The organism is Hymenobacter sp. M1-2 (assembly GCF_057808495.1).
Map to the genome: position 1 here is coordinate 168,124 of NZ_JBTYZO010000001.1, position 18,852 is coordinate 186,975.

The 18,852-nt window shown below is 59.2% G+C and carries 15 protein-coding genes and 1 riboswitch; of the genes, 4 read left to right on the forward strand and 11 right to left on the reverse strand.

What is annotated here, in order from left to right:
• The first annotated feature begins 41 nt into the window (after positions 1–41).
• Positions 42–590, forward strand: coding sequence for a phasin family protein (locus tag ACYSMN_RS00790; protein WP_488921922.1), 549 nt, complete (start codon positions 42–44; stop codon positions 588–590).
• A gap of 168 nt (positions 591–758) precedes the next feature.
• Positions 759–2,453 (forward strand): ABC1 kinase family protein, encoded by a 1,695-nt coding sequence (locus tag ACYSMN_RS00795; RefSeq protein ID WP_488921923.1) that lies wholly within the window; start codon positions 759–761, stop codon positions 2,451–2,453.
• Positions 2,454–2,465: 12 nt separating this feature from the next.
• Here the strand turns inward: ACYSMN_RS00795 and ACYSMN_RS00800 are convergent, their stop codons facing one another.
• The 10 genes from ACYSMN_RS00800 to ACYSMN_RS00845 all read right to left on the reverse strand — a co-directional run bounded on the left by ACYSMN_RS00800 (position 2,466) and on the right by ACYSMN_RS00845 (position 16,231).
• Entirely contained in the window at positions 2,466–3,494 is a 1,029-nt protein-coding gene (locus tag ACYSMN_RS00800; RefSeq protein WP_488921924.1) for a porin family protein, read from the reverse strand.
• A 414-nt stretch (positions 3,495–3,908) separates the two neighbouring features.
• The gene (locus ACYSMN_RS00805) at positions 3,909–4,439 is read right to left on the reverse strand and encodes a hypothetical protein (RefSeq protein WP_488921925.1); all 531 of its coding nucleotides are present in this window, start codon (positions 4,437–4,439) and stop codon (positions 3,909–3,911) included.
• The gene (locus tag ACYSMN_RS00810; RefSeq protein ID WP_488921926.1) at positions 4,439–6,175 is read right to left on the reverse strand and encodes a phospho-sugar mutase; all 1,737 of its coding nucleotides are present in this window, start codon (positions 6,173–6,175) and stop codon (positions 4,439–4,441) included. The genes ACYSMN_RS00805 and ACYSMN_RS00810 overlap by 1 nt, the downstream gene beginning before the upstream one ends.
• A gap of 258 nt (positions 6,176–6,433) precedes the next feature.
• Positions 6,434–7,453, reverse strand: a complete 1,020-nt coding sequence (locus ACYSMN_RS00815) for an LLM class flavin-dependent oxidoreductase (RefSeq protein WP_488921927.1) — start codon at positions 7,451–7,453, stop codon at positions 6,434–6,436.
• Between the two features lie 5 nt (positions 7,454–7,458).
• A complete protein-coding gene (locus ACYSMN_RS00820; protein ID WP_488921928.1) occupies positions 7,459–7,878 on the reverse strand; it encodes a DUF6196 family protein in 420 nt (139 codons plus the stop codon).
• Positions 7,879–7,884: 6 nt separating this feature from the next.
• Positions 7,885–8,862 (reverse strand): ATP-grasp domain-containing protein, encoded by a 978-nt coding sequence (locus ACYSMN_RS00825; RefSeq protein ID WP_488921929.1) that lies wholly within the window; start codon positions 8,860–8,862, stop codon positions 7,885–7,887.
• Positions 8,863–8,934: 72 nt separating this feature from the next.
• Positions 8,935–10,725: an SLC5 family protein gene (locus ACYSMN_RS00830; protein WP_488921930.1), complete on the reverse strand. Its 1,791-nt coding sequence runs from the start codon at positions 10,723–10,725 to the stop codon at positions 8,935–8,937.
• Positions 10,726–11,006: 281 nt separating this feature from the next.
• Positions 11,007–13,757 (reverse strand): TonB-dependent receptor, encoded by a 2,751-nt coding sequence (locus ACYSMN_RS00835; RefSeq protein ID WP_488921931.1) that lies wholly within the window; start codon positions 13,755–13,757, stop codon positions 11,007–11,009.
• A 412-nt stretch (positions 13,758–14,169) separates the two neighbouring features.
• A riboswitch (SAM riboswitch) is annotated at positions 14,170–14,261 on the reverse strand.
• Positions 14,262–14,735: 474 nt separating this feature from the next.
• A complete protein-coding gene (locus tag ACYSMN_RS00840; protein WP_488921932.1) occupies positions 14,736–15,287 on the reverse strand; it encodes a flavodoxin family protein in 552 nt (183 codons plus the stop codon).
• 38 nt (positions 15,288–15,325) lie between these two features.
• Positions 15,326–16,231: a LysR family transcriptional regulator gene (locus ACYSMN_RS00845; RefSeq protein WP_488921933.1), complete on the reverse strand. Its 906-nt coding sequence runs from the start codon at positions 16,229–16,231 to the stop codon at positions 15,326–15,328.
• A 245-nt stretch (positions 16,232–16,476) separates the two neighbouring features.
• Here ACYSMN_RS00845 and ACYSMN_RS00850 point away from each other — a divergent pair, with 245 nt between their 5' ends.
• Positions 16,477–16,905 carry a nuclear transport factor 2 family protein gene (locus ACYSMN_RS00850; RefSeq protein WP_488921934.1) on the forward strand — a complete coding sequence of 143 codons (429 nt, stop codon included), beginning with the start codon at positions 16,477–16,479 and terminating at the stop codon, positions 16,903–16,905.
• Between the two features lie 115 nt (positions 16,906–17,020).
• On the opposite strand, the gene ACYSMN_RS00855 is transcribed toward ACYSMN_RS00850, so the two are convergent.
• Complete coding sequence (locus ACYSMN_RS00855) at positions 17,021–17,143, reverse strand: hypothetical protein (protein WP_488921935.1); 123 nt, start codon at positions 17,141–17,143, stop codon at positions 17,021–17,023.
• A 323-nt stretch (positions 17,144–17,466) separates the two neighbouring features.
• Between ACYSMN_RS00855 and ACYSMN_RS00860 the strand changes: the two genes are divergently transcribed.
• A complete protein-coding gene (locus ACYSMN_RS00860) occupies positions 17,467–18,795 on the forward strand; it encodes an APC family permease (protein ID WP_488921936.1) in 1,329 nt (442 codons plus the stop codon).
• The last annotated feature ends 57 nt before the right edge of the window (positions 18,796–18,852 follow it).

Consider the following 18,852-nt stretch of genomic DNA (forward strand, 5'->3'; position numbering starts at 1 on the left):
TGCCGGTTTTACTTTTCACCCCCCTCTCAACCCCCAGCCTCATGGAAGATTTATTTAAAAAATTCGTCAACGCTGGCGTTGGCTTCGTTTCGCTCACTACCGACCGGGTGCAGAAAACCATTGATGCGCTGGTGAAGGAAAGCAAGCTGTCGGAGCAGGAAGGCGCTAAGATCATGGACGAGCTGCGTAAAAACGGCGAAACCAAGCGCAAGGAGCTGGAAAAGCAAGTACAAGGCCTGGCAGCGAAGATGATGAAAACCGTAGGCGTTGCGCCCAATGCGGAAGTAGAAGAGTTGAAGCGCAGCGTGAAAGGCGGCTCCAAGTCGGCCAGCGGCAGCGTCTCAACGGGCAAGCCGACGGTGAATTCTACGGCCTCGGTAACTAATGTGAGCAGCGGCGCCGGTAAGGCGGCTGCGGCCAAGAAAACGGTAACCAACCCTGCTACCAGCACGGGCGGCAAAACCAAGACGGCTAGCAGCACCGCTAAAAAGACCCCCGACACTGCGGCTGATAAAGCCAATAAGACGGCCGCCAAAAAAGCCATTTCCCCTAACGACAATACATCGAGCACGGGCAGCACGCTTTCGTAGTCCGCAGTAGCTGATATACAGAAACCCCGCTTGCCGCGCGCAGGCGGGGTTTCTTTTGTCGTAGATTGGGACAGCTTACTCTATTGCTGCCAAGCAATCGGGCCATTTGCTAGCTTGCTCTTGCTCCGGCAGCATCCTCTTTTCTCGTAGCAGCATCCGTCTTAGCCCGTGATTTTCAAAAAAACCATTTCCAACATCACCCGCATCCGGCAGGTGGCCGAAGTGCTCATTCGCTACGGCTTTGAGGATGTGGTAACGACCACGCCGTTGCGGCGGCTGGTGCCCCAAAGCCGCCGCCTCTCGTGGCAGGAAGGTGAGCATGCGGTATTCGAAACCACTCGCTGGCAGCGGATTCGCATGATTATCGAGGAGCTGGGGCCCACCTTTATCAAGCTGGCGCAGGCCATGAGCAACCGCGCCGACTTGCTTCCGCAGCCCCTCATCGACGAGTTCGAGAAGCTGCAAAGCAACGTGCCGCCCTTCGACGTGCAAGTGGCCAAGGGCATTATTGAGCGGGAACTGGGCCGGCCGCTGGAAGAAGTATTCACGGAGTTTGATGAGGTGCCGCTGGGCTCCGCTAGTATTGGGCAGGTGCACCGGGCGCGGCTGCTGAGCGGCGAGGAAGTGGTAGTGAAAGTGCAGCGCCCCGACGTGCAGGACAAAGTCCGCTCCGACTTGGCGCTGCTGCACGAGTTAGTGCGCCTCACAGCCGGTTTTCTGCGCAAACAGGGCCTAGCCAATCCGCAGGATGTAGTAGATGCTTTCGAGCGGAGCATGACCAAGGAGCTGGACTATACCTCCGAAGCTCGCTCGATGGAGCAGTTTCGCAAGCTCTACGAGAACTACGAGACCTTCTACATTCCTAAGCCTTACCGCGATATAAGCACCACGCGCATTCTGGTGATTGAGTTCGTGAGTGGCTGCAAAATCACCGACAAAGAGCAATTGCTGGCCTGGAACCTGAGCCCGGAAACGGTGGCGGAAACCGGCATGGACATCTACCTGACGCAGATATTCGAGTTTGGCTTCTTCCACGCCGACCCGCACCCCGGCAACGTACTCGTGCGCCCCGATGGCACGCTGGTGCTCATCGACTTCGGAATGGTGGGCAAGATGACTAAGCAGCAGAAGTATGCCTTCGCGGGCGTGTTCATTGGGATGGCGCGGCAAGACCCGCGCAGCATGGCGTTGAGCTTCCGCCGCCTAGCCCTCACGTCGGATATTCCGGATATGCGGGCCTTCGAGGCTTCGCTGAGTGAGCTGATTGAGGATTTCGCGACGCTCGACGTAAAGGACATGAGCATGTCGGACCTGGCCGACGCGCTGCAAACCGTTATTTACGACTACAAGCTGCAAGTACCCGGAGCCGTGTTCCTGATTCTGCGGGCCCTCGTGATTCTGGAAGGCATTGGGAAGGTGCTGCACCCGCGCTTCAACACCTTTGAGTTCGTGCGGCCGTACGGAGCGCGCATCATCACGGAGCAGTATTCCGCCGACAACATACTCAGCGAAGCCCAGTACACCGGCACCCAGCTGCTGGCCCTCATCCAGACGCTCCCGGCCGATATCCGGCAAATCATGCGCAAGGTCTCGCGCGGCGACCTGCGGGTACGGGTGGAGCTAGGCGGCTACCAACTGCTCCTGCGCAAAGCCGACCAACTGGTGAGCCGCAGCATTTTGGCCGCAGTAGCAGTGGCCAGCATTCTATTTGCGGGGCTGAGTCTGCTAGGAAAGTACCCGCCCGAGCAGATGCCTTACCACCGCGGCCTGCCCGTCGTGACGTGGTACAGCCTGGGCGTGGCGGCGTTTCTGTTGTTGATTCTGTTTATTCTCGGCACCAAGAAAGAACAGCGGCCGGAGTGACGCGGCTTATACTCAGAAGCCTATACCTACGTCAAGGTGCAGGGCAGTGTGCCCAGGGGTGAATTCTATATAGTTGCCGTAGCGTACCCGGTCGTAGCGCGCTTCCAAGGTCAGTTCAGGCAAGAAGGCGTACCGAATGGTAGTGCCAGCGCCGAAAGTCAGCCCAATGGCGTTTTCTTCCAGCGTGTCAATGGAGCGTTTAGCTTCAGTGAATGGCGGATTAGTGAGGCGGTCGGTTTGAGCCGACTTGTTATTCAAATTAACGCCATATAGCCCGCCGGCGTTTAGGAAAGGATGAATAGAGCCGTTGCCGAAGGTGTAACGTACGAGTAGAGGTATTTGTACTTGGTCGTATTGGATGTTGACCGTGCGGGTGAAGGAAAAAAGTCCTCTGGAGTAAAATACAGGGTCGTAGGAGCTACGTAAAGTGGTATAAGTGGGCTCCAGCAGAAAAGAAATCCGCGTTTTGTTGGAAGCTTGCAAAAATATTCCCGCATGGTAGCCCGTATTTTGCTTGCCAGAAGGATATGCCTCACTGGAAAGCTCGAAGTCTGGGCGGTTGATACCAACTCTCACGCCGTAGGTGATATGGACGCCAGTGGTGCTTTTTATCAGTCGGCTAGGGCGTTGGGGCTGGGCGCACTTGTTGTAGTCCATTATCAATCGGGTCAGCCCAACGTAGCGGATGGGGTAGCGCCGTTGAATATCATTGCTGCCAAATTCCAGCGTCGGGCAGCCCGACAACAGCCTATGAAAAGTGAGCTGGGCGCTTTGAGGCGGTATTTCAACGAGGTAAGTAGAATCAGGCACCTGAAGGAAATACCTCTTCTCGCCCCGCGTATTCTTGCCCGCGTACAGACTAACCAGTCCTTGCACCAAAGGCACCACAAACTGCGGCGTACCGTGCGGCCCAACAGTTTGACTGATGCCCATTACACCCGCCGCGCCCCCGTAGCTGCGTGCCTCCGTGGGGCCAAATTGTGTGTGTTTGGCACCAGCCTCTCGTAATCGTACGGCGCCACTGCCACGATTAGAAATCAAAATTTGCCCCCGGAGGGTGTCGCCGGCAGTAATTACTACGTAGTCCTGTTTCGCAGAACGTTGCGCTATAGCAGTAGTAAGGGACAGCCCAAATACAGCTGCCAAAAAGTAGAATTTCACCAGAAAATAGTGTGTAGGTACGAGAGCGAGAGCAAAGATACTCCGCAGTAGTGATGAAATAACTGGGCTCAGTGCTTTTATTCTTACAACTGCGGTATAGCATGCGCGGGGCTCGCGGGGTTTACATCGCCTAACCCTGCGTGGAATATATGCTGGTCTCCTGTGCGGAAGATCTATATAAAACAAGAGCAGCCAGCTTACACGAAGCGGCTGCTCTTGTTTATATTCCTTGGTAATTGCCGCTGAGGCTTTCTATGCTCTGCAGAATTTGCTAGTTGCCAAACAACCAAGTCATCAAACTTTCAGCGTAGAAAGCACCTCAACCCCAAAAACCTGCTTTAGCAACTCGGCTTTGGCTAAAGCTTTATTCTGCTTCTCAATAGCCGCAATAATACCGACGCGCGAGTTTTCGATGCTGAGCAGGACCCGGTACAGGCCGCGCTGCTGCACCGTCATGCTCGGGGCTATGGCATTGCTTACAACGTAGGCCGAATTGTAGGGTGACACCGTAATACGAACCACATTTGGCAGGTGCACCCATTCGCCCCGGCGGAAACCGGCAATCCAGTTGTAGTTGCGGTAGCGCCTGGTGCGAGCATCTAGCGTGATGCCTTCATAGCTCGTTACCATGATGTAGCCAAGCCCCAGAAACAGCGGGCCCGACAGCAGCTGAAGCACGGTGACTTCACCCAGAAAAAGCTCCGCTATTGTGTTGAGCAGTGCCAGTCCGCCAAGACCCAACACTGCATAGCCGGCAAACCGGGCCGTTGACGGAAACAGATACTTTACTTTTCCATCGTATTGCTGCGCGTGTGAGTCGCTCATTACTTGAGTTGCATATCCTCGATGATGGCCTGGATTTTCTGCCCGGCCTGCTGGTCGGCGCGGTCGAAGTCGGTGGGGGAAGACAGGGGCTGCTTCACGCTGAAGTAGAACTTGATTTTGGGCTCGGTGCCGGAGGGGCGGGCTGAGATTTTGCTGCCATCTTCCAGAATGAATTGCAGCACATTGCTGGGTTCGAGGCCGGTGGGCGTTTCCTGGCCGGTGCGCAGGTCGCGGACGATGCCGGTTTTAAAGTCGCGCAGCTCCACTACGGGCAGGCCGGCAATGGTGGCGGGCGGCGTGGCGCGCAACTCGCGCATCATTTCTTGGATTTCCTCGGCGCCGCGCTGGCCCTTTTTCGTGAGCGAAATGAGGTGTTCCTTGTAGAGGCCGAATTGGGCATACATCTGCGTCATCTCCTCGTAGAGCGTGCGGCCGTTGTCTTTGGCTACGGCCGCCATTTCAGCCAGCAGCGCGCAGGCCGATACAGCGTCTTTATCGCGCACGAAGTCGCCGAGCATGTAGCCGTAGCTTTCCTCGCCGCCGCCCACGTAGGTTTCCTGGCCTTCCAACTCCCGAATGAGGCCCGCAATGTATTTGAAGCCGGTGAGCGTCTGGTAGCTCTTCACGCCGTAGGTGCGGGCAATGTCGCCGAGCACGTCGCTCGTCACAATGGTGTAGACGATGAAGTCCTTGTCGGTGGTTTTGCCGGCTTGCTGCCGCGCCGATAGCACGTAGTAAGTGAGCAGTGCGGCGGTTTGGTTGCCGTTGACGAGCACCCATTCGCCCTGCGTGTTCTTCACCGCAATGCCCACGCGGTCGGCGTCGGGGTCAGTAGCTAGCACGATATCGGCGTCGAGGGCCTTGGCCTGGTCGAGGGCTATCTGCATGGCTACTTTCTCTTCCGGGTTGGGCGAGAGTACAGTGGGGAAGTTGCCGTCGGGGGTGGCCTGCTCTTGCACGATGTGCACGTTGGTGAAGCCGAACTCCGCTAGCGCCTTAGGAACCAACGTAATGCCCGTGCCGTGGATGGGCGTGTACACGATTTTCAGGTCGTGCTGGCGCTGAATGGCGGCGGGATTGATGCTCAGCTCCTTCACTTTGGCGAGGTAGGCAGCATCCATTTCGGCCCCAATCAAATGAATACGCGACTCATCGGCCTGAAATTTCACTTCGTCTACGGAGTGGATGGCTTCCACTTCGCGGATGATGTTTTTGTCGTGCGGAGCTACCACCTGGGCACCGTCGTTCCAGTACACTTTGTAGCCGTTGTACTCCTTAGGGTTGTGCGAAGCCGTGATAACGCAGCCGCTCTGGCAGCCCAGGTGACGAATGGTGAAGGACAGTTCCGGTGTGGGCCGCAGGTCTTCAAACAGATAAACCGTGATGCCGTTGGCGGAGAAAATACCAGCCGCAATGCGGGCAAACTCCCGGCTGTTGTTGCGCGAGTCGTGGGCCAGCGCCACCTTGATTTCCTGGCCGGGAAACTGCTGGAGCAGGTAGTTGCTCAGGCCCTGCGTAGCCATGCCTAGCGTGTAGCGGTTCATGCGGTTGGAGCCCGCGCCCATAATGCCGCGCAGCCCACCAGTGCCAAATTCCAGGTCGCGGTAGAAGGCATCGGACAGGAAATCTTCCTGGTTCTGGGCCTGCATCTGGCGGATTTCGGCTTGCGTTTCCGCGTCGTAGTTGCCGGTAAGCCAGGTATTTATTTTCTGTTGAATTTCGGGAAGGAGAGCCATGCCGGGAGAAATTGGACGTGGTAGGAATGCGAAGAACGGGCGTAAAGAAAACAGGTTTTCGCGTGGTACGACGCATAAAACGTCAAACCCCACCGCCAAGCTGAGTTGGGGTGGGGTTTGGGGATGAAGTAGCGCGAAGCTCCGGCTTCGCGTATCGTTGAACGACAATCGTTTGGGCGGCGCGGACGATGCGCGAAGCCAGAGCTTCGCGCTACTGCACCTCCAAACCGCGAATCGGCCAACAGCAAAATCGGCCCCTCAAGCCAACACCTGAATCACGGCTTCCGAGAAACGCTCCATTTCTTCCAGCTGCGGGCTGGCTTGCAGCAGGAAGAAATCAACTCCTACGGCTTCAAACGCGGCAATCCGGTCCTGAATCTGGGCCGGCGTGCCGGTGAGGCCAGTGCGCAGCCCGCGGTTCGACACCGAGTAGTCGTGCAGCGACACTTGCTGCTCTAGCTGCGTGCCGGCCAGCCACTGCTGGTAGTTGTCGTAGCCGGCGGCCGAGGCTTTCACGTTGGTGATGCGGTCCAGCTCCTTTTGTACGTCCTGCTCGTTGTCGCGCACTATCGTGTAGCCGGCCACGCCGAATTTCATCGGTGGCAAGCCTTTCTGCTCGCGGCGGCGGCGCATATCGGCAATGCGGGCCCCAATTTGCTCCGGCGAGTCGCCGTGCATCACGTAGCCGTCGCACTGGGTGGAAATCAGGTCCTTGGCCGCTTCCGACTCGCCCCCGGCGTACAGGAACGGGGCCTTGGCAGGCTTGGGTTGCAGCACGTTGTCGCTCACCTGGTAGTACTTGCCTTCGTAGCTGAAATGATCCTGCTTCCAGACGTTGGTCACCACGTCGAGCCACTCGCGGGTGCGGGCGTATCGGTCGTCGTGCTGCTCGAAGTGCAAGCCGTACTTGGTGGCCTCGTCGCGCCACCACGACGATACCACGTTCAGCGATAAGCGGCCGGGCGCAATTAAGTCGATGTTGGCGGCTTGCTTGGCCAGCAGGGCCGGATTATGAAACGTGGGCCGCACGGCCACCATGATTTCGAGCTGCTCCGTGACGGCCGCCAGCGCGGCGGCGGTGCTCCAGGCTTCGAGCGCTGGGGCTTCCTGGCCTTTGATGTCGTTGAGGTAGAGCTCGGCGATGAGCGTGAGGTCGTAGCCGAGGGCCTCGCTGCGCTGCGCCAGTTTCTTGACGTAGCTCCAGTCGGTGGGCATGTTCTCATCCTCTACGTTGCGCAGCCAGCCCCCGAAAATGGGCATCCAATATCCGAACTTCATGTTGGCTAACTTCTTAGCTTGTGAATCAATGCTACTACTTGTTCAGAAACTGCTACTGGGCAACCCCAATAGTCAAAAATTCCCCCTTGAGTTGAGTTTTGTCCACATGTGACAAAAACGCCAGTCCCTATCTCTTGCTTGATAAGTGAAGCTAGCCAGCCCACGAAGCCACTGTTGTCAAAGCCCGGCTGAAAATGGAAACGGAAGAGAGTGAATATCTCGGCTGCTTCTGTCGTAGCGGGCACCAACGCGCTCCACACATTGTCGTCGCGCACAATAGCTAGCGTCTCGGGCGTTACTTGAACATCATCCAGTGGCATTTCCTTGAAAGCATACGGTGCTTGGTATAGCTTGAATGCAGCGGTTCGAATTACTTCCCGTAGCCTTAAATCCGTTTGCTCTAGGGTTTCTGTGCTGATGTACATAAGTATCTACGCTAGTATGGTAGTAAATTCCAATTGCTCTTCCAGATAGTCTACCAGGCGGGCGTAGGGGTCGAAGCCAACTACGTTCACGGCGTCGGCCACGAAGTTCGAGAGGGCGTTGATGTCATAGAACAGCACGTCGCCGTTGCGGTCATCTACTAAGTATTCAATGCCGCCCACGTCGATTTTGGCGGCGGCCACCAGGCGCTCCACGGCCTCAATTACCTCGGCGGGCGGCGTGGTAGCTTCCACCTGAATGCCTTTCTTGGGCGCTTCGGTGAGGCAGAAGTCGCCCTCGTTGGTGGGCTCGTCGGGAATCTGGCAGATTTCGGCGGGGCAGAGGTTGAAGCTGGTGCCGGTGGTGTACACCTTCATGGCGTAGAGGAACTTGCCGTTCAGCGTTTCGACGCGGGTGATGTGGCCGTCACGGGGCGTCACGAACTCCTGCACCAAGGCCGTCTGGTCGATGCCGAGGTCAATTTGACCCGCATCTATGGCCGCCTGCAAGCCTTCCGGCGTGTCGAAGCGCACGATGCCCGCGCCGCTGCCGCCGATGTTCACTTTCACCACCAGCGGGAAGCTTAGCTCTTTGGCCGCGTCGGGGATGCGCGAAACGTGGTTCACGACGCGCGACTTCGGAAACTTCAGCCCCAACCCGGCCAGCAAATCGAGCTGCCGCGCTTTGTTGGTTTCAATGCTGGTAGCCACGGTGCCGTTGATAACACGCACACCCACACGCTCTAGGTGGGTGAGGAAACCCGCCGTGTGGAAAATGCCCTGACCGTGCCCGCGCAGATAGGCCGAAGAACTCATGCGGTTGACAACCAGGCTATAGCGGCTTTCCTCTTCGGATGGGTCGAAGAGGTGATAAGCAGCGTCAATCTTTTCGTAGGGCAGCCCGCGCCGGTCCAGCTCCGCAAACAGAGGCTTGAACCACTCCGGGTGTTCGTAATAGATGCCGATGGGCTTGGGGGAAGCAGACATGAAAGTGCAGTGAGAGGTAAGAAAGAAACGGTAGAACAGCGTCGCTCACTATTTAGCGGCGGCACGGAGTTATCAAGGGAAGCTGTAGAGCAGCGCCACCACCACGCCGCACAGCACGCCGGCGTAAAGGCGATTGTCGCGCCAGAGGTGGCCGGTGGTACGGCCGCGCAACGCCCACCAGAACAGGCCTAGCGTGGCTAGTCCGCTCAGCAGGCCCGCCACCGCGCTAGGCAGCACGGCCGCCCGCACCAAGCCAAGAAAGCCAGCTTGCAGCGCCACGAACAGCAGCAGATAGCGCCAGGGCAGGGCCGGGGCCAGGGTGTCGGGGCTGACTTCGCGGGCACGGTCGGGGACGAGTACGCTCACGGTGCGGTGCACGAGCAGGGCAAACACGATGGTCAGGAAAACGCGGTGCATGAAGTTGAGCTTGGGACCAAACAGGGCCGCCACGGAAGGTATCGAACCGAGTTCAGCGTTGTAAAGTGCCTCGAAGCCAAACGCAAACAACGGCGCGGCCACCAGCGCCGCCAAGGCCCCCGCCGCCGACGCCCGCCGCCACCAGATGCCCAGCAGAAACGCCACCACAATACCCTGCGTGAAGTAGGAGCCCCGACTCGAAACGCTCAGGAAAAAGTTGCCGGTGGATGTGGGATTGTAAGTCAGAATGGCAAGGAGAGCCGTAATCACGACGATGATGCCAATGGTGATGCGGCCCACCCGAATCATCTGCTGGTCGTTGGCTTCGGGGTTCATATACTTCTTGTACACGTCGATGCTGACAAGCGTGGTGGCCCCGTTCATCATCGAATCAATGGACGAAAACGTAGCAATGCACAGGCCGGCCAGGATGAAGCCGATGAGGCCATAGCCCGACGGAACGACCGTGGCAATAAGCTGCAAGAAGGCGTCGTCGGGCAGAATGTTGTGCAGGCCGCCGAAGCGCAGCCGGAACAGGTGCGCCGCCGCCACGCCGCAGGCCACCGAGAAAAACGGAATCAGCAGCTTGAGAAACGACGCCGCGATGATGCCGAGCTTGGCCTCGTTGTCGGTGGTAGCGGCCAGGGTGCGCTGCACCAGGTATTGGTTGTTGCAGTAGTAGAACAAGTGCAACACCAGCAACCCCGAAAACACGCCCGACCACGGCAAATCAGGATGATTAGTAGGCAAGTAAAGGTGCAGCTTTTGCGCAGCGGGCGGTAGGGTGGCATCCAACGCCAGCAACCCTTTCAACCCGCCAATTTCGGGCTGCGCGAAGGTGAGGCCCGCCACGATGAGGCCCGCCGCCAGCATCATGACGGATTGCAGATTGTCGGTGGCCACGATGGAGTTGAGGCCGCCGAACATGGTGTAGCTGCACGTGACGAGGGCCATGAGCATGATGCCCTGCACGTAGGTGATTTCCAGGGGAGTGCCCAGCAGCAGAAACCGCAACGTGCGCCCTCCAATGTAAAACCCGGCCACCAGCTGCACCACGATGAGCGTAATCATGAGAATAGTATACAGCAGCCGGGCCGACGAGTTGTAGCGGTATTCCAGGTACTGCGACAACGTGAAAATGCGCAGCCGCCGGTACACGGGCAGAAACGCGTAACACAGCAGCAGCGCGCCCACCGGCGCCAGCACCTCATAATGGCTCTGCGCCAGGCCCACCGAAAAGCCAATGCCCAGCATCCCGATCAGGTGGAAGGAGTTGACGTTGGTGCCGAAAATGGACCCCGCCACCTGCCACCACCGCAACGACCGGCCCGCCAGAAAGTAATTTTCGGAAGTGTCCTTCTTGCTGAACAACAGCCCCGTCAACGGCATCAGGGCCAGAAAGAACAGCAGCACGACGACGTCGAAAGTAGTTAGGGATTTGAGCATGGTGGGAGCCTCACCCCCTAGCCCCCTCTCCTTCAGAGAGGGGGGACTAGTTCTAAGCTAGATTCTAGTTCCCCTCCTTTTTCAAGGAGGGGCTAGGGGTGGTTGATGAGCGGGTGGGTTAAGTGAATTAGAAGGCTAGTGTTAGTAGTCGTGCAACGATTTTTACCACCCCGGCCTGCGGCCACCACTCCTTGCAAAAAGGAGGGATGCTAGAAATTAGCTTTAAAGCTAGTTCCCCCTCTCCCCTAGGAGAGGGGGCTAGGGGGTGAGGCCCCGAGGCCCTACTTCAGCAGGTCTTCCAGCACCACGGACACGTAGTACAGGCCGCCGACTTGCGGTAGGCCGTAGCCCTGGCTGTAGTAGCGGTTGAAGAGGTTGGAGCCGCCTAGTTTCACGGTCGATTTCAGCTCGGGCAGGCGGTAGGAAACTTGCGCGTCGAAGGTGTGGAAGGCGGGAATCCAGGTATCGCCGGCGAAACCTTGCTCCCACCAGGTGCGGTCTTGCCAGCGCCAGGTGACGGTGAAGCCCACGTGGTCAGTGAGCTTGGCGTTGCTGAAGGATACGTTGGTGCGGTTTTCGGGCGAGTTGAAGAAGTTGCGGCCTTTGGCTGTCACTTCGGGGTCGGAGAGCTTCTTGCCGGTGTTCTTGTCCTTGCCTTCCTGGTAAGTGTAGTTGGTGCTGAGGCGGAAGCCGCGCGGGAAAGCATAATCCACGCCCAGGCCCACGCCGTTCACCAAAATTTCGTCGGCTTTATTGAGGTTGATTTGGTAGCGGATGGAGGTTTGAGGCTCAGCCAGGTCCGTTACGTTGCCATTGATGGGCTGAATGAAATTCTGGTTGGCAATGAAGTCGGAGTAGCGGCTGTGGAAGTAGAAGGCATCCACGAATAGCGACTGCGCCACTACCGACTTATAGCCCACTTCCCAGGTGGCTATTTTCTCGGTCTCGATGACCTTTGGCGTGTACTGCACCAAATCGGCTGGGTTTCTGCTGGTGCGATAGGCCAGCACGGAAGCTTCGGTGTAAGCTGGGTTGTCGAAGAGGTTGGCGCGGTTGGCAATCAGCTCGGTGCCGCCTAGCTCGCTCAGGCCAGTAGGAGTGATATTGTAGGCGAACAAGTTGCCGGGCGAAGGATTGCGGAAAGCCGTTTGGTAGGAGCCGCGCAGGTTGTGCGTCTTAAAGGTCAGCACCGCCGAGCCGCGAGGCGTGAAGCCGCCGTCAAGATACTCGTTCTTGTCGTAGCGGGCGGCGAAGGTGGGGCGTAGGCTCAAGTCCTCGGCCAGTGGGAAGGTGCGGGCCAGCTGGACGTAGCCGCCATATTCCTCCACCGTATATTCTTTCCCTTCGGCATCGAGCGGAAACAGTGTGCGGTTCGATTCGAGGTTGTAGCGCCGGAAGTGGCCGCCCACCAGCAAATCCACGAACTGGAACTGGTTTTTGAAGTTGTACATGCCTTCCGCGTGCCACAGGTCGGAGTTTTCAACCTGCCGGGCCCCGCCTTCCGTGTTGAGCGTGTTGGCGACGGTGTTCCTTACTTCGTTTAAGGCAGCCGTGCCGGGTTGCAGGCGGTTCCGGTCGGCGTAGGCGCGGGCCACGGCCGTGTTGGCAGCCGTTATGCCGGGCACCTGGCCGTCGTAGGCCGCCACGTAGTCCTTGGCCCAGGTGGTGTTGGAGCTGTAGGCGTTATTGAGGGCGCGAGCTACGGTGCCCGTGCCGTAGCCTTCGGCCGTTTGCTGCGTGGTGTAGCCGCGCAGGTAGAAGTTGTCGGCGCGCAGCTCCAGCTTGGCCTGAGTCCGCTCGTAATCGGGGTAGTACACGCGCTGTCCAGCGGTCTGAATCAGGTTGCCTTTGCCGTAGTTCACCAAGCCAATGGCTTCCAGCTTATCGGTGATGCGGTAGTGCAGGGCGCCTCCCAAACGCAGGTTCTCGGCGTCGGTGTCCAGCAAATCCTGCTCCCGGTAGCCGGTGCGCGTTACGCGCGTGCCGCGTAGCGCGGAAGTCGCCGAAATAGCGTTGTCGATGGTGATGGCGTTGGCAAATTCGTCGCCGTAAACGTTCAGGCCGTCGTAGAGCGGGTTGGTGTCGCGGGTGCCGGGCTCGAAGCCGGCCGCCCGGCCCCGGTCGCGCCGGTCCTGCGCGTCGTTGGCAACCCAGTCGGTGGCATCGAAGTAAGCGGCATTCACCTTGAAGGCAAACCGGTCGTTGAACGACTTGGCGTAGCGGATGGCGTAGTCGGTGAGCAGCGTGGGGTTGTCGACGGCCGAGGAGTTCACGTTGTTGAGGCCGTTGCGAATCTGCACGCTCAGGCCCTGGTACTCAAATGGGTCCTTGGTGGTCGTGAGCACGATGCCGTTGAGGGCGTCGGGGCCGTAGAGGGCCGAAGCCGCGCCGGGTACCACTTCTATATTGTCGATATCCAGCTCCGAAGCCCCGGCCACGTTGCCGAAACCGAAGCCCAGGCCCGGCGAGCGGGTATCCATGCCATCGAGCCACTGCACCACGCGGGTGTTGTTGTTGGCCCCAAACCCGCGCAGGTTCACCGACTTAAAGTTGATGCTCTGCGTGCCCAGGTCCACGCCTTTCACATTGTTGAGGGCGTCCCAGAAGTTAGCCGCACCCGTCTCCCGAATGCTGCGCGCATCGAGCTTCTCCACCGTCACCGGCGACTTCAAAATGCTCTCCGGCACCCGGCTCGCCGACACCACCACTTCCTGCGTCAGCACGCCGCCTTCGGCCAGTGCCACGCTCACCGGCGTGCCAGCCGCAGCCTCGCGCTCCACCGACTGGTAGCCGATGAGGCTGAACACCAGCCGCACGCTTTCGGATGCTGCGTTGATGCTGAAATTGCCCTCCCGGTCGGTAGCCGTGCCGGTGCGTGTGCCTTTCACTACCACGTTTACGCCCGTGAGGCCGGCCCCCGTGCCCGCGTCCGTCACGCGGCCGGTTATGGTAGCCGTTTGGGCTTGCGCCAGCAGTTGAGTCGGCCAGGCAAAAAGTAGCGTCAGCAACGCGAAGAGATATAGTTTGTTCATGTGCAAGAAGGTTGAGCCACCGACAGCGTGCTGGCGGCTAGAAATACAGAAAGAGGGAGGGAAGGAAAGATAGCTAACTCGTCGGTGAAACGGTTAGGGCGCAGCCAGAACGCGGGATAAAGCCGCACTCAGTTTCGAGAGGGTACACCAGAGCCGAGAAGATTCAGGCCGGTTGGGCGGAGCATATATGCTACCGCCAATAGCAGAGCCCAAGCCTTAAGACCGCGCATGTATTAGCTCCCGAACGAGGAGGTGCGGAACCCACGGCAGCCGGAAATGGAGGAGTGGATCAGCAACAACAACCCACTACCTCCGTGCTACAGACGGCGGCTTGGGCATAGCTCATTTGCGGCGTAGCCACAAAGCAAAAAAGGTGAGCAGAATTGTTGGCGGAGGTGTCCACAGCAACGTGTTTTTATATGGTCAGGAGTTGGCACCGTTTCGGATGATCCGAGGGTTGCCGGCGTTTCATAGAGCCTGTCTCTCCACGCCTCTGTATAAAAACAATCCTTTGTGGGGAAAGAATTGATGGGCTAAAGGTAAAGCCGCATTCCTCAAACGCCCAAATTTTATTCAAAAATTGCCATTGAGCCCGTCCTAGTAAAGCAGGATCAAAGCATGTCGCGTACCGGGCAGGCGGCTTTCCACCGCCCTGACTAATGCTACCCGCTCACCCATATTGCGAAGCAGCTTCCTAGCGGCTCTAGGTTTGTATAACACGACCTCCCATAAGGTAAAAATTGGCAGTGCGCCATACGCCGCGTCGCGCTTGGCACAGGGCCATCCACTCCAGCAGAAGCTTATCCCAGGAGTACCTTGCGAAAAAAATATTCAAGGGCCCTCCAATTTTGGAGGGCCCTTGAATATTTTTTTCGCAAGGTACTCCTCATTTGAAGTCGTGCTTTGATAATCGCGAACTCGCTCACCAAAGACCGAATAGCGAGCCCGCCTCCTAAGCAGCGGCCGATGGCGGCACTTCTACAGAAAAGTTGTGGCGGCTTGCCAGGCTACAGTGTCTCGGCGGATGTCGCCGGGGGCGGAGCCGTTGCCGAGCAGCATACCGCCCCAGTGCATGCGCATGTAGTCGGCGGTAAGGCGGAGCATGTCGTGCAGGGGCTGGGCTTCGGGGGCATCGCCGCTGCTGCTCACGATGGCGTGTAGCGTTTTGCCGGCTAGCTGGGGCCGGAGGTTGAGGTCCGGGACGCGCATCCAGCCGCTCCAATGGTCGAAATAGAGCTTGGCGGGGGCGGGCAGCGCGTACCAGTACAGGGGTGCTACTACCACAATGTCGGTGGCCCAGAGCGTGGCTTCGAGCAGCGTGGCGGCGGCCCCTTCCGGGGCGGGATAGGTGCCGGGCGCCGGCGCGTGGCGCAGGTCCTCGAAGGGCGGCAGCGGATGGTCATCTAGCCGTAGCCAACGCTGTGCGGCGGTAGCCGGTAAAGAGCCCGCCGCGTGGCGGGCCAGGATTTCACTGTTGCCGGCTTCGCGGGGGCTGGCGAGTAGGAAAAGAAAGCGGAATTCGGAAGACATGAGGCTGGTTTAAGGCGCAGTAGAAACAACTTAGGTGCTTAGATGAGCACGTTGTCGAACTGCATTTCCTGCTTCAGCGAGTTGATGAAGCAGTCGAAGAACAGGGGCTGTTTCTTGTTTTTAAGTCGCGCCACGTACTCGCGCTTGTGCAGGCCCGTGGAGTTAATGCGCACGGCGCGCAGCTCGCCCGAGGCCAGGTAGGGCCGGACCGCCCAGGCCGCAATCACCTTCACGCCCATGCCGGCTTTGGTGAGCTCCATAGCGGCTTCGGTGAAAGGCACCGGCAGCACCTTGCGCGGCGTGACGCCTGCCGGCTCCAGTACCTGCTGGTACACCGTGACGGAGCTCAGTGGCAGCGAATAGATGATCAGGCTCTCATCCCGGAAATCTTCGGCCGTGACGTAAGGCCGCGCGGCCCAGGCGTGGCCGGCGGGCACCACGGCCACCAGCTCGTCCTGAAACAGCTCCACGTACTCCAGATTCGGGTCGTCGATGGGGTTGCTGGTGATAACGGCGTCCACCTGCCCGCTGAGCAGGGCCCGCGCAAACGACTGTTGGGTCGCTTCGATGTTGAGCACTATCTCCACGTGCGGGTATTCCTGGCGGAAGTTTCTCAGCAGCCCCGGCAGCCAGTGGTAGCTCGTGTAGCACTCGGTGCTGAGCCGGATCTGACCGATTTCGCCACCCATCAGCTCCTTGATTTCGGCCTGCACCCGGTCCAGCTCAGCCAGAATGGTGTGCGCGGCCCGCAGGAGCTTTTCGCCGACGGGCGTGAGCACGAGCTTCTTGTTGATGCGGTAGAAAATCTGGGCGCCGAGCTGCTGCTCGGCTTCCTTGAGCTGGTGGCTGAGGGCGCTAGGCGTCAGGTGCAGCGTGTCGATGGCCTTGGCGAGGCTGCCGTCTTCTACAATGGCCCGCACGAGGCGCAGGTGTCTTATTTCCATGAGGGGTAGCTGGTGCGCAAATGTAAACCGGCCAGCTCGTGAGTTGGGCCAAGTTCGACCTTGAAATTTCTTCACCATGAGGCTGAAAACGTTTCGCTTTTCTGGCGTGAGCGGGTCCTTCACCTTTGTGCCAGTTCAAGTAAACGACTTCCCATATGCTTCAGACCCATGCTCCTCCGGCCGGCACTCCTGTTTCCGGCAGTGCCTTTTCAATCAGTCTCCCATCAACCTCTGAATTCAAGATCATGAAAGCTTCCTTCCTACTAGGCGTATTGCTGCTCGCCTCCACCACGGCCTCCTTCGGCCAGCGCCTCACCGCCCACACCAAGTGCCAGCTGGCCCGCATCGAGCAAACCCTCGGCGACTACCTGCTCGGCCGGGCCCGCTCCGATTCGGTGGCTGTGGCCAAAAACCTGCTGCCCCAGGCCCAGCTGCTGAGCGTGCGACGCGGAGCCCTCGTGGCGCAGCCCGCCCAGGCCGCTCAAACGCCGCGGGCACTAGGTAAAATCGTGTTCATCGACGTGCAGGGCACGGCCGCCATCGCACGGGTAGAAAGCGGCGAGGCTGGCCAGTCTACCGTCGATTTTCTGGGTCTGCTCGAAATAGATGGCGCCTGGACCATCGTGCAGCAGGTTCGCTCGCGTGGTGAGCAAGCCGCTCTCACGGCCAACTAAAGCATTCTTCCAAACAGTGTGCTGACCTAAAGCCCTACCTAGCCCAGGGTTTAAACCCTGGGCTATGGAGTGGTACGGCACAGACTTGCAAAACTTGCAAAACTGCTTTAACTCTTCAAACCTGGGCCGCCAGCCCGTTGCCGAGCCGCTGCACGGTGAGGAGGCGGGGCAGATGCCGGGCCGGAGTCTTTTGCGCCAAGTAGGTGGGTGCGCGAAAGCCGGTCAGTTGGCGGCTCATGGTTTGCTCTTTTACTCCGGGCCTGCGCGGCGCCGGAGTCGTCGCCCCGGCGGCCGCTTCATTGCGGTGGTCGGGGCGATTGGGCGTTGGGCCGACCGCGTCGCTGCCGGGTGCGCAAGCGGGCCGCGCCGCCTATATTTGCCGTGGAGCCGCTGCTTAGGAAGCCTGTTTTGGGCGCTATTCCTCCTGCTTTACGGCGCTCCGCTTCCGCATGCCGCTTTCTGGAGTTTCGAAAAAGAGTCTGTGTTGTTGTTGCCGTTTCTAGCCCAGCCTGCTCGGAATGGTGGCCGCGCCACGTGTCTTTCGTCTCTACAAGCTTCTGCATGCCCGTTCCCGTCACAACTGCTGCTACGCCCGCGGGCCTGGTCCGCGGCATTCGCCGCTGGGACTTCGTGGCCCTTATCATCAACATCACCATTGGGGCCGGCATTCTGGGGCTGCCGTCTAAGCTATACGCGCTGGTAGGGGCTTACAGCCTAGTGGCGTACGGGGTGAGTGCGGTGGTGGTCACGCTCATTATTTTGTGCTTCGCCGAAGTCAGCAGCCGCTTTAGCGGTACGGGCGGGCCGTATTTGTACGCCCGGGAGGCGTTTGGACCGTTGGTAGGTTTTGAGGTAGGCTGGCTGCTGTGGCTTTCGCGCCTGGCTAGCTTCGCTTCCATCTGCAACTTACTCGTGAGCTACGCCGCCTACTTCTGGCCCGCCGTGGCGCAGGGTTGGCCCCGGTTTGGGCTGATGGCGGCGTTGGTAGGCGGGCTGACGGCCATCAACTGGGTGGGCGTGCGGACGGCTTCGCTGGTCAACAATCTGTTCACGGTGAGCAAGCTGCTGGTGCTAGGCTTGTTTGCGGTGGTGGGGCTGTTTTTCGTGGACTGGCAGGCGTTTTCGTTTGCCGTGCCGCCCACCTATACCAGCTTTTCCGGTGCCGCCTTGCTGCTCATCTTCACGTTCTCGGGCTTCGATGTGGCCGCCATTCCGGCCGGCGAGATTCAGCAGCCGCAGCGCACGGTGCCGTTTGCCTTGTTCACGGCCATTGCCACCGTGGCGGTGCTGTTCGTGGCGGTGCAGGTGGTGTGCATCGGGACGCTGCCTGGCCTGGCCACCTCCGAAAGGCCGCTGGCCGATGCCAGCCAGCAGTTTCTGGGGCCGGCCGGGGGAGCGTTTATTGCGGTGGCGGCGCTGCTGACGGCGCTGGGTACGCTCAATGCGCTTATGCTCACAGGGCCGCGTCTGCTGTTTGCGTTGGCGGAGCGGGGACAGATTCCGGCGGTGTTTGGGCGTTTGCATCCGCGCTACCGCACGCCTCACGTGGCCCTGCTGGTGTCGGCGGGCCTGAAGCTGGCGCTGGCCGTGTCCGGCACCTTTATTTACGCGCTCACGCTCAGCACCATCATCCGGTTGGCTTACTTTGCCCTGACTTGCGCGGCGCTGCCCGTGCTGCGTCGCCGGCACCCGGCGTCACCAGCGCCTTTCCAGGTGTGGGGCGGCGGGGCGGTGGCGGTACTGTGCGTGGGGCTGTGCCTGTGGCTGCTTTCCAACAGCGCCGCCCACGAAGCCCGCGACGTCGGTATTGCCGCCGTGGTGGGACTAGGTTTGTATTTTCTGACGCGCAAAAAAACCACCCCCGCCCCGCGTATTTCCCCGAAACCGTAAAACCTTAACTGCCAAAACGGGCGACTCCAACCCATCAGCACATCAGCACATCAGCAC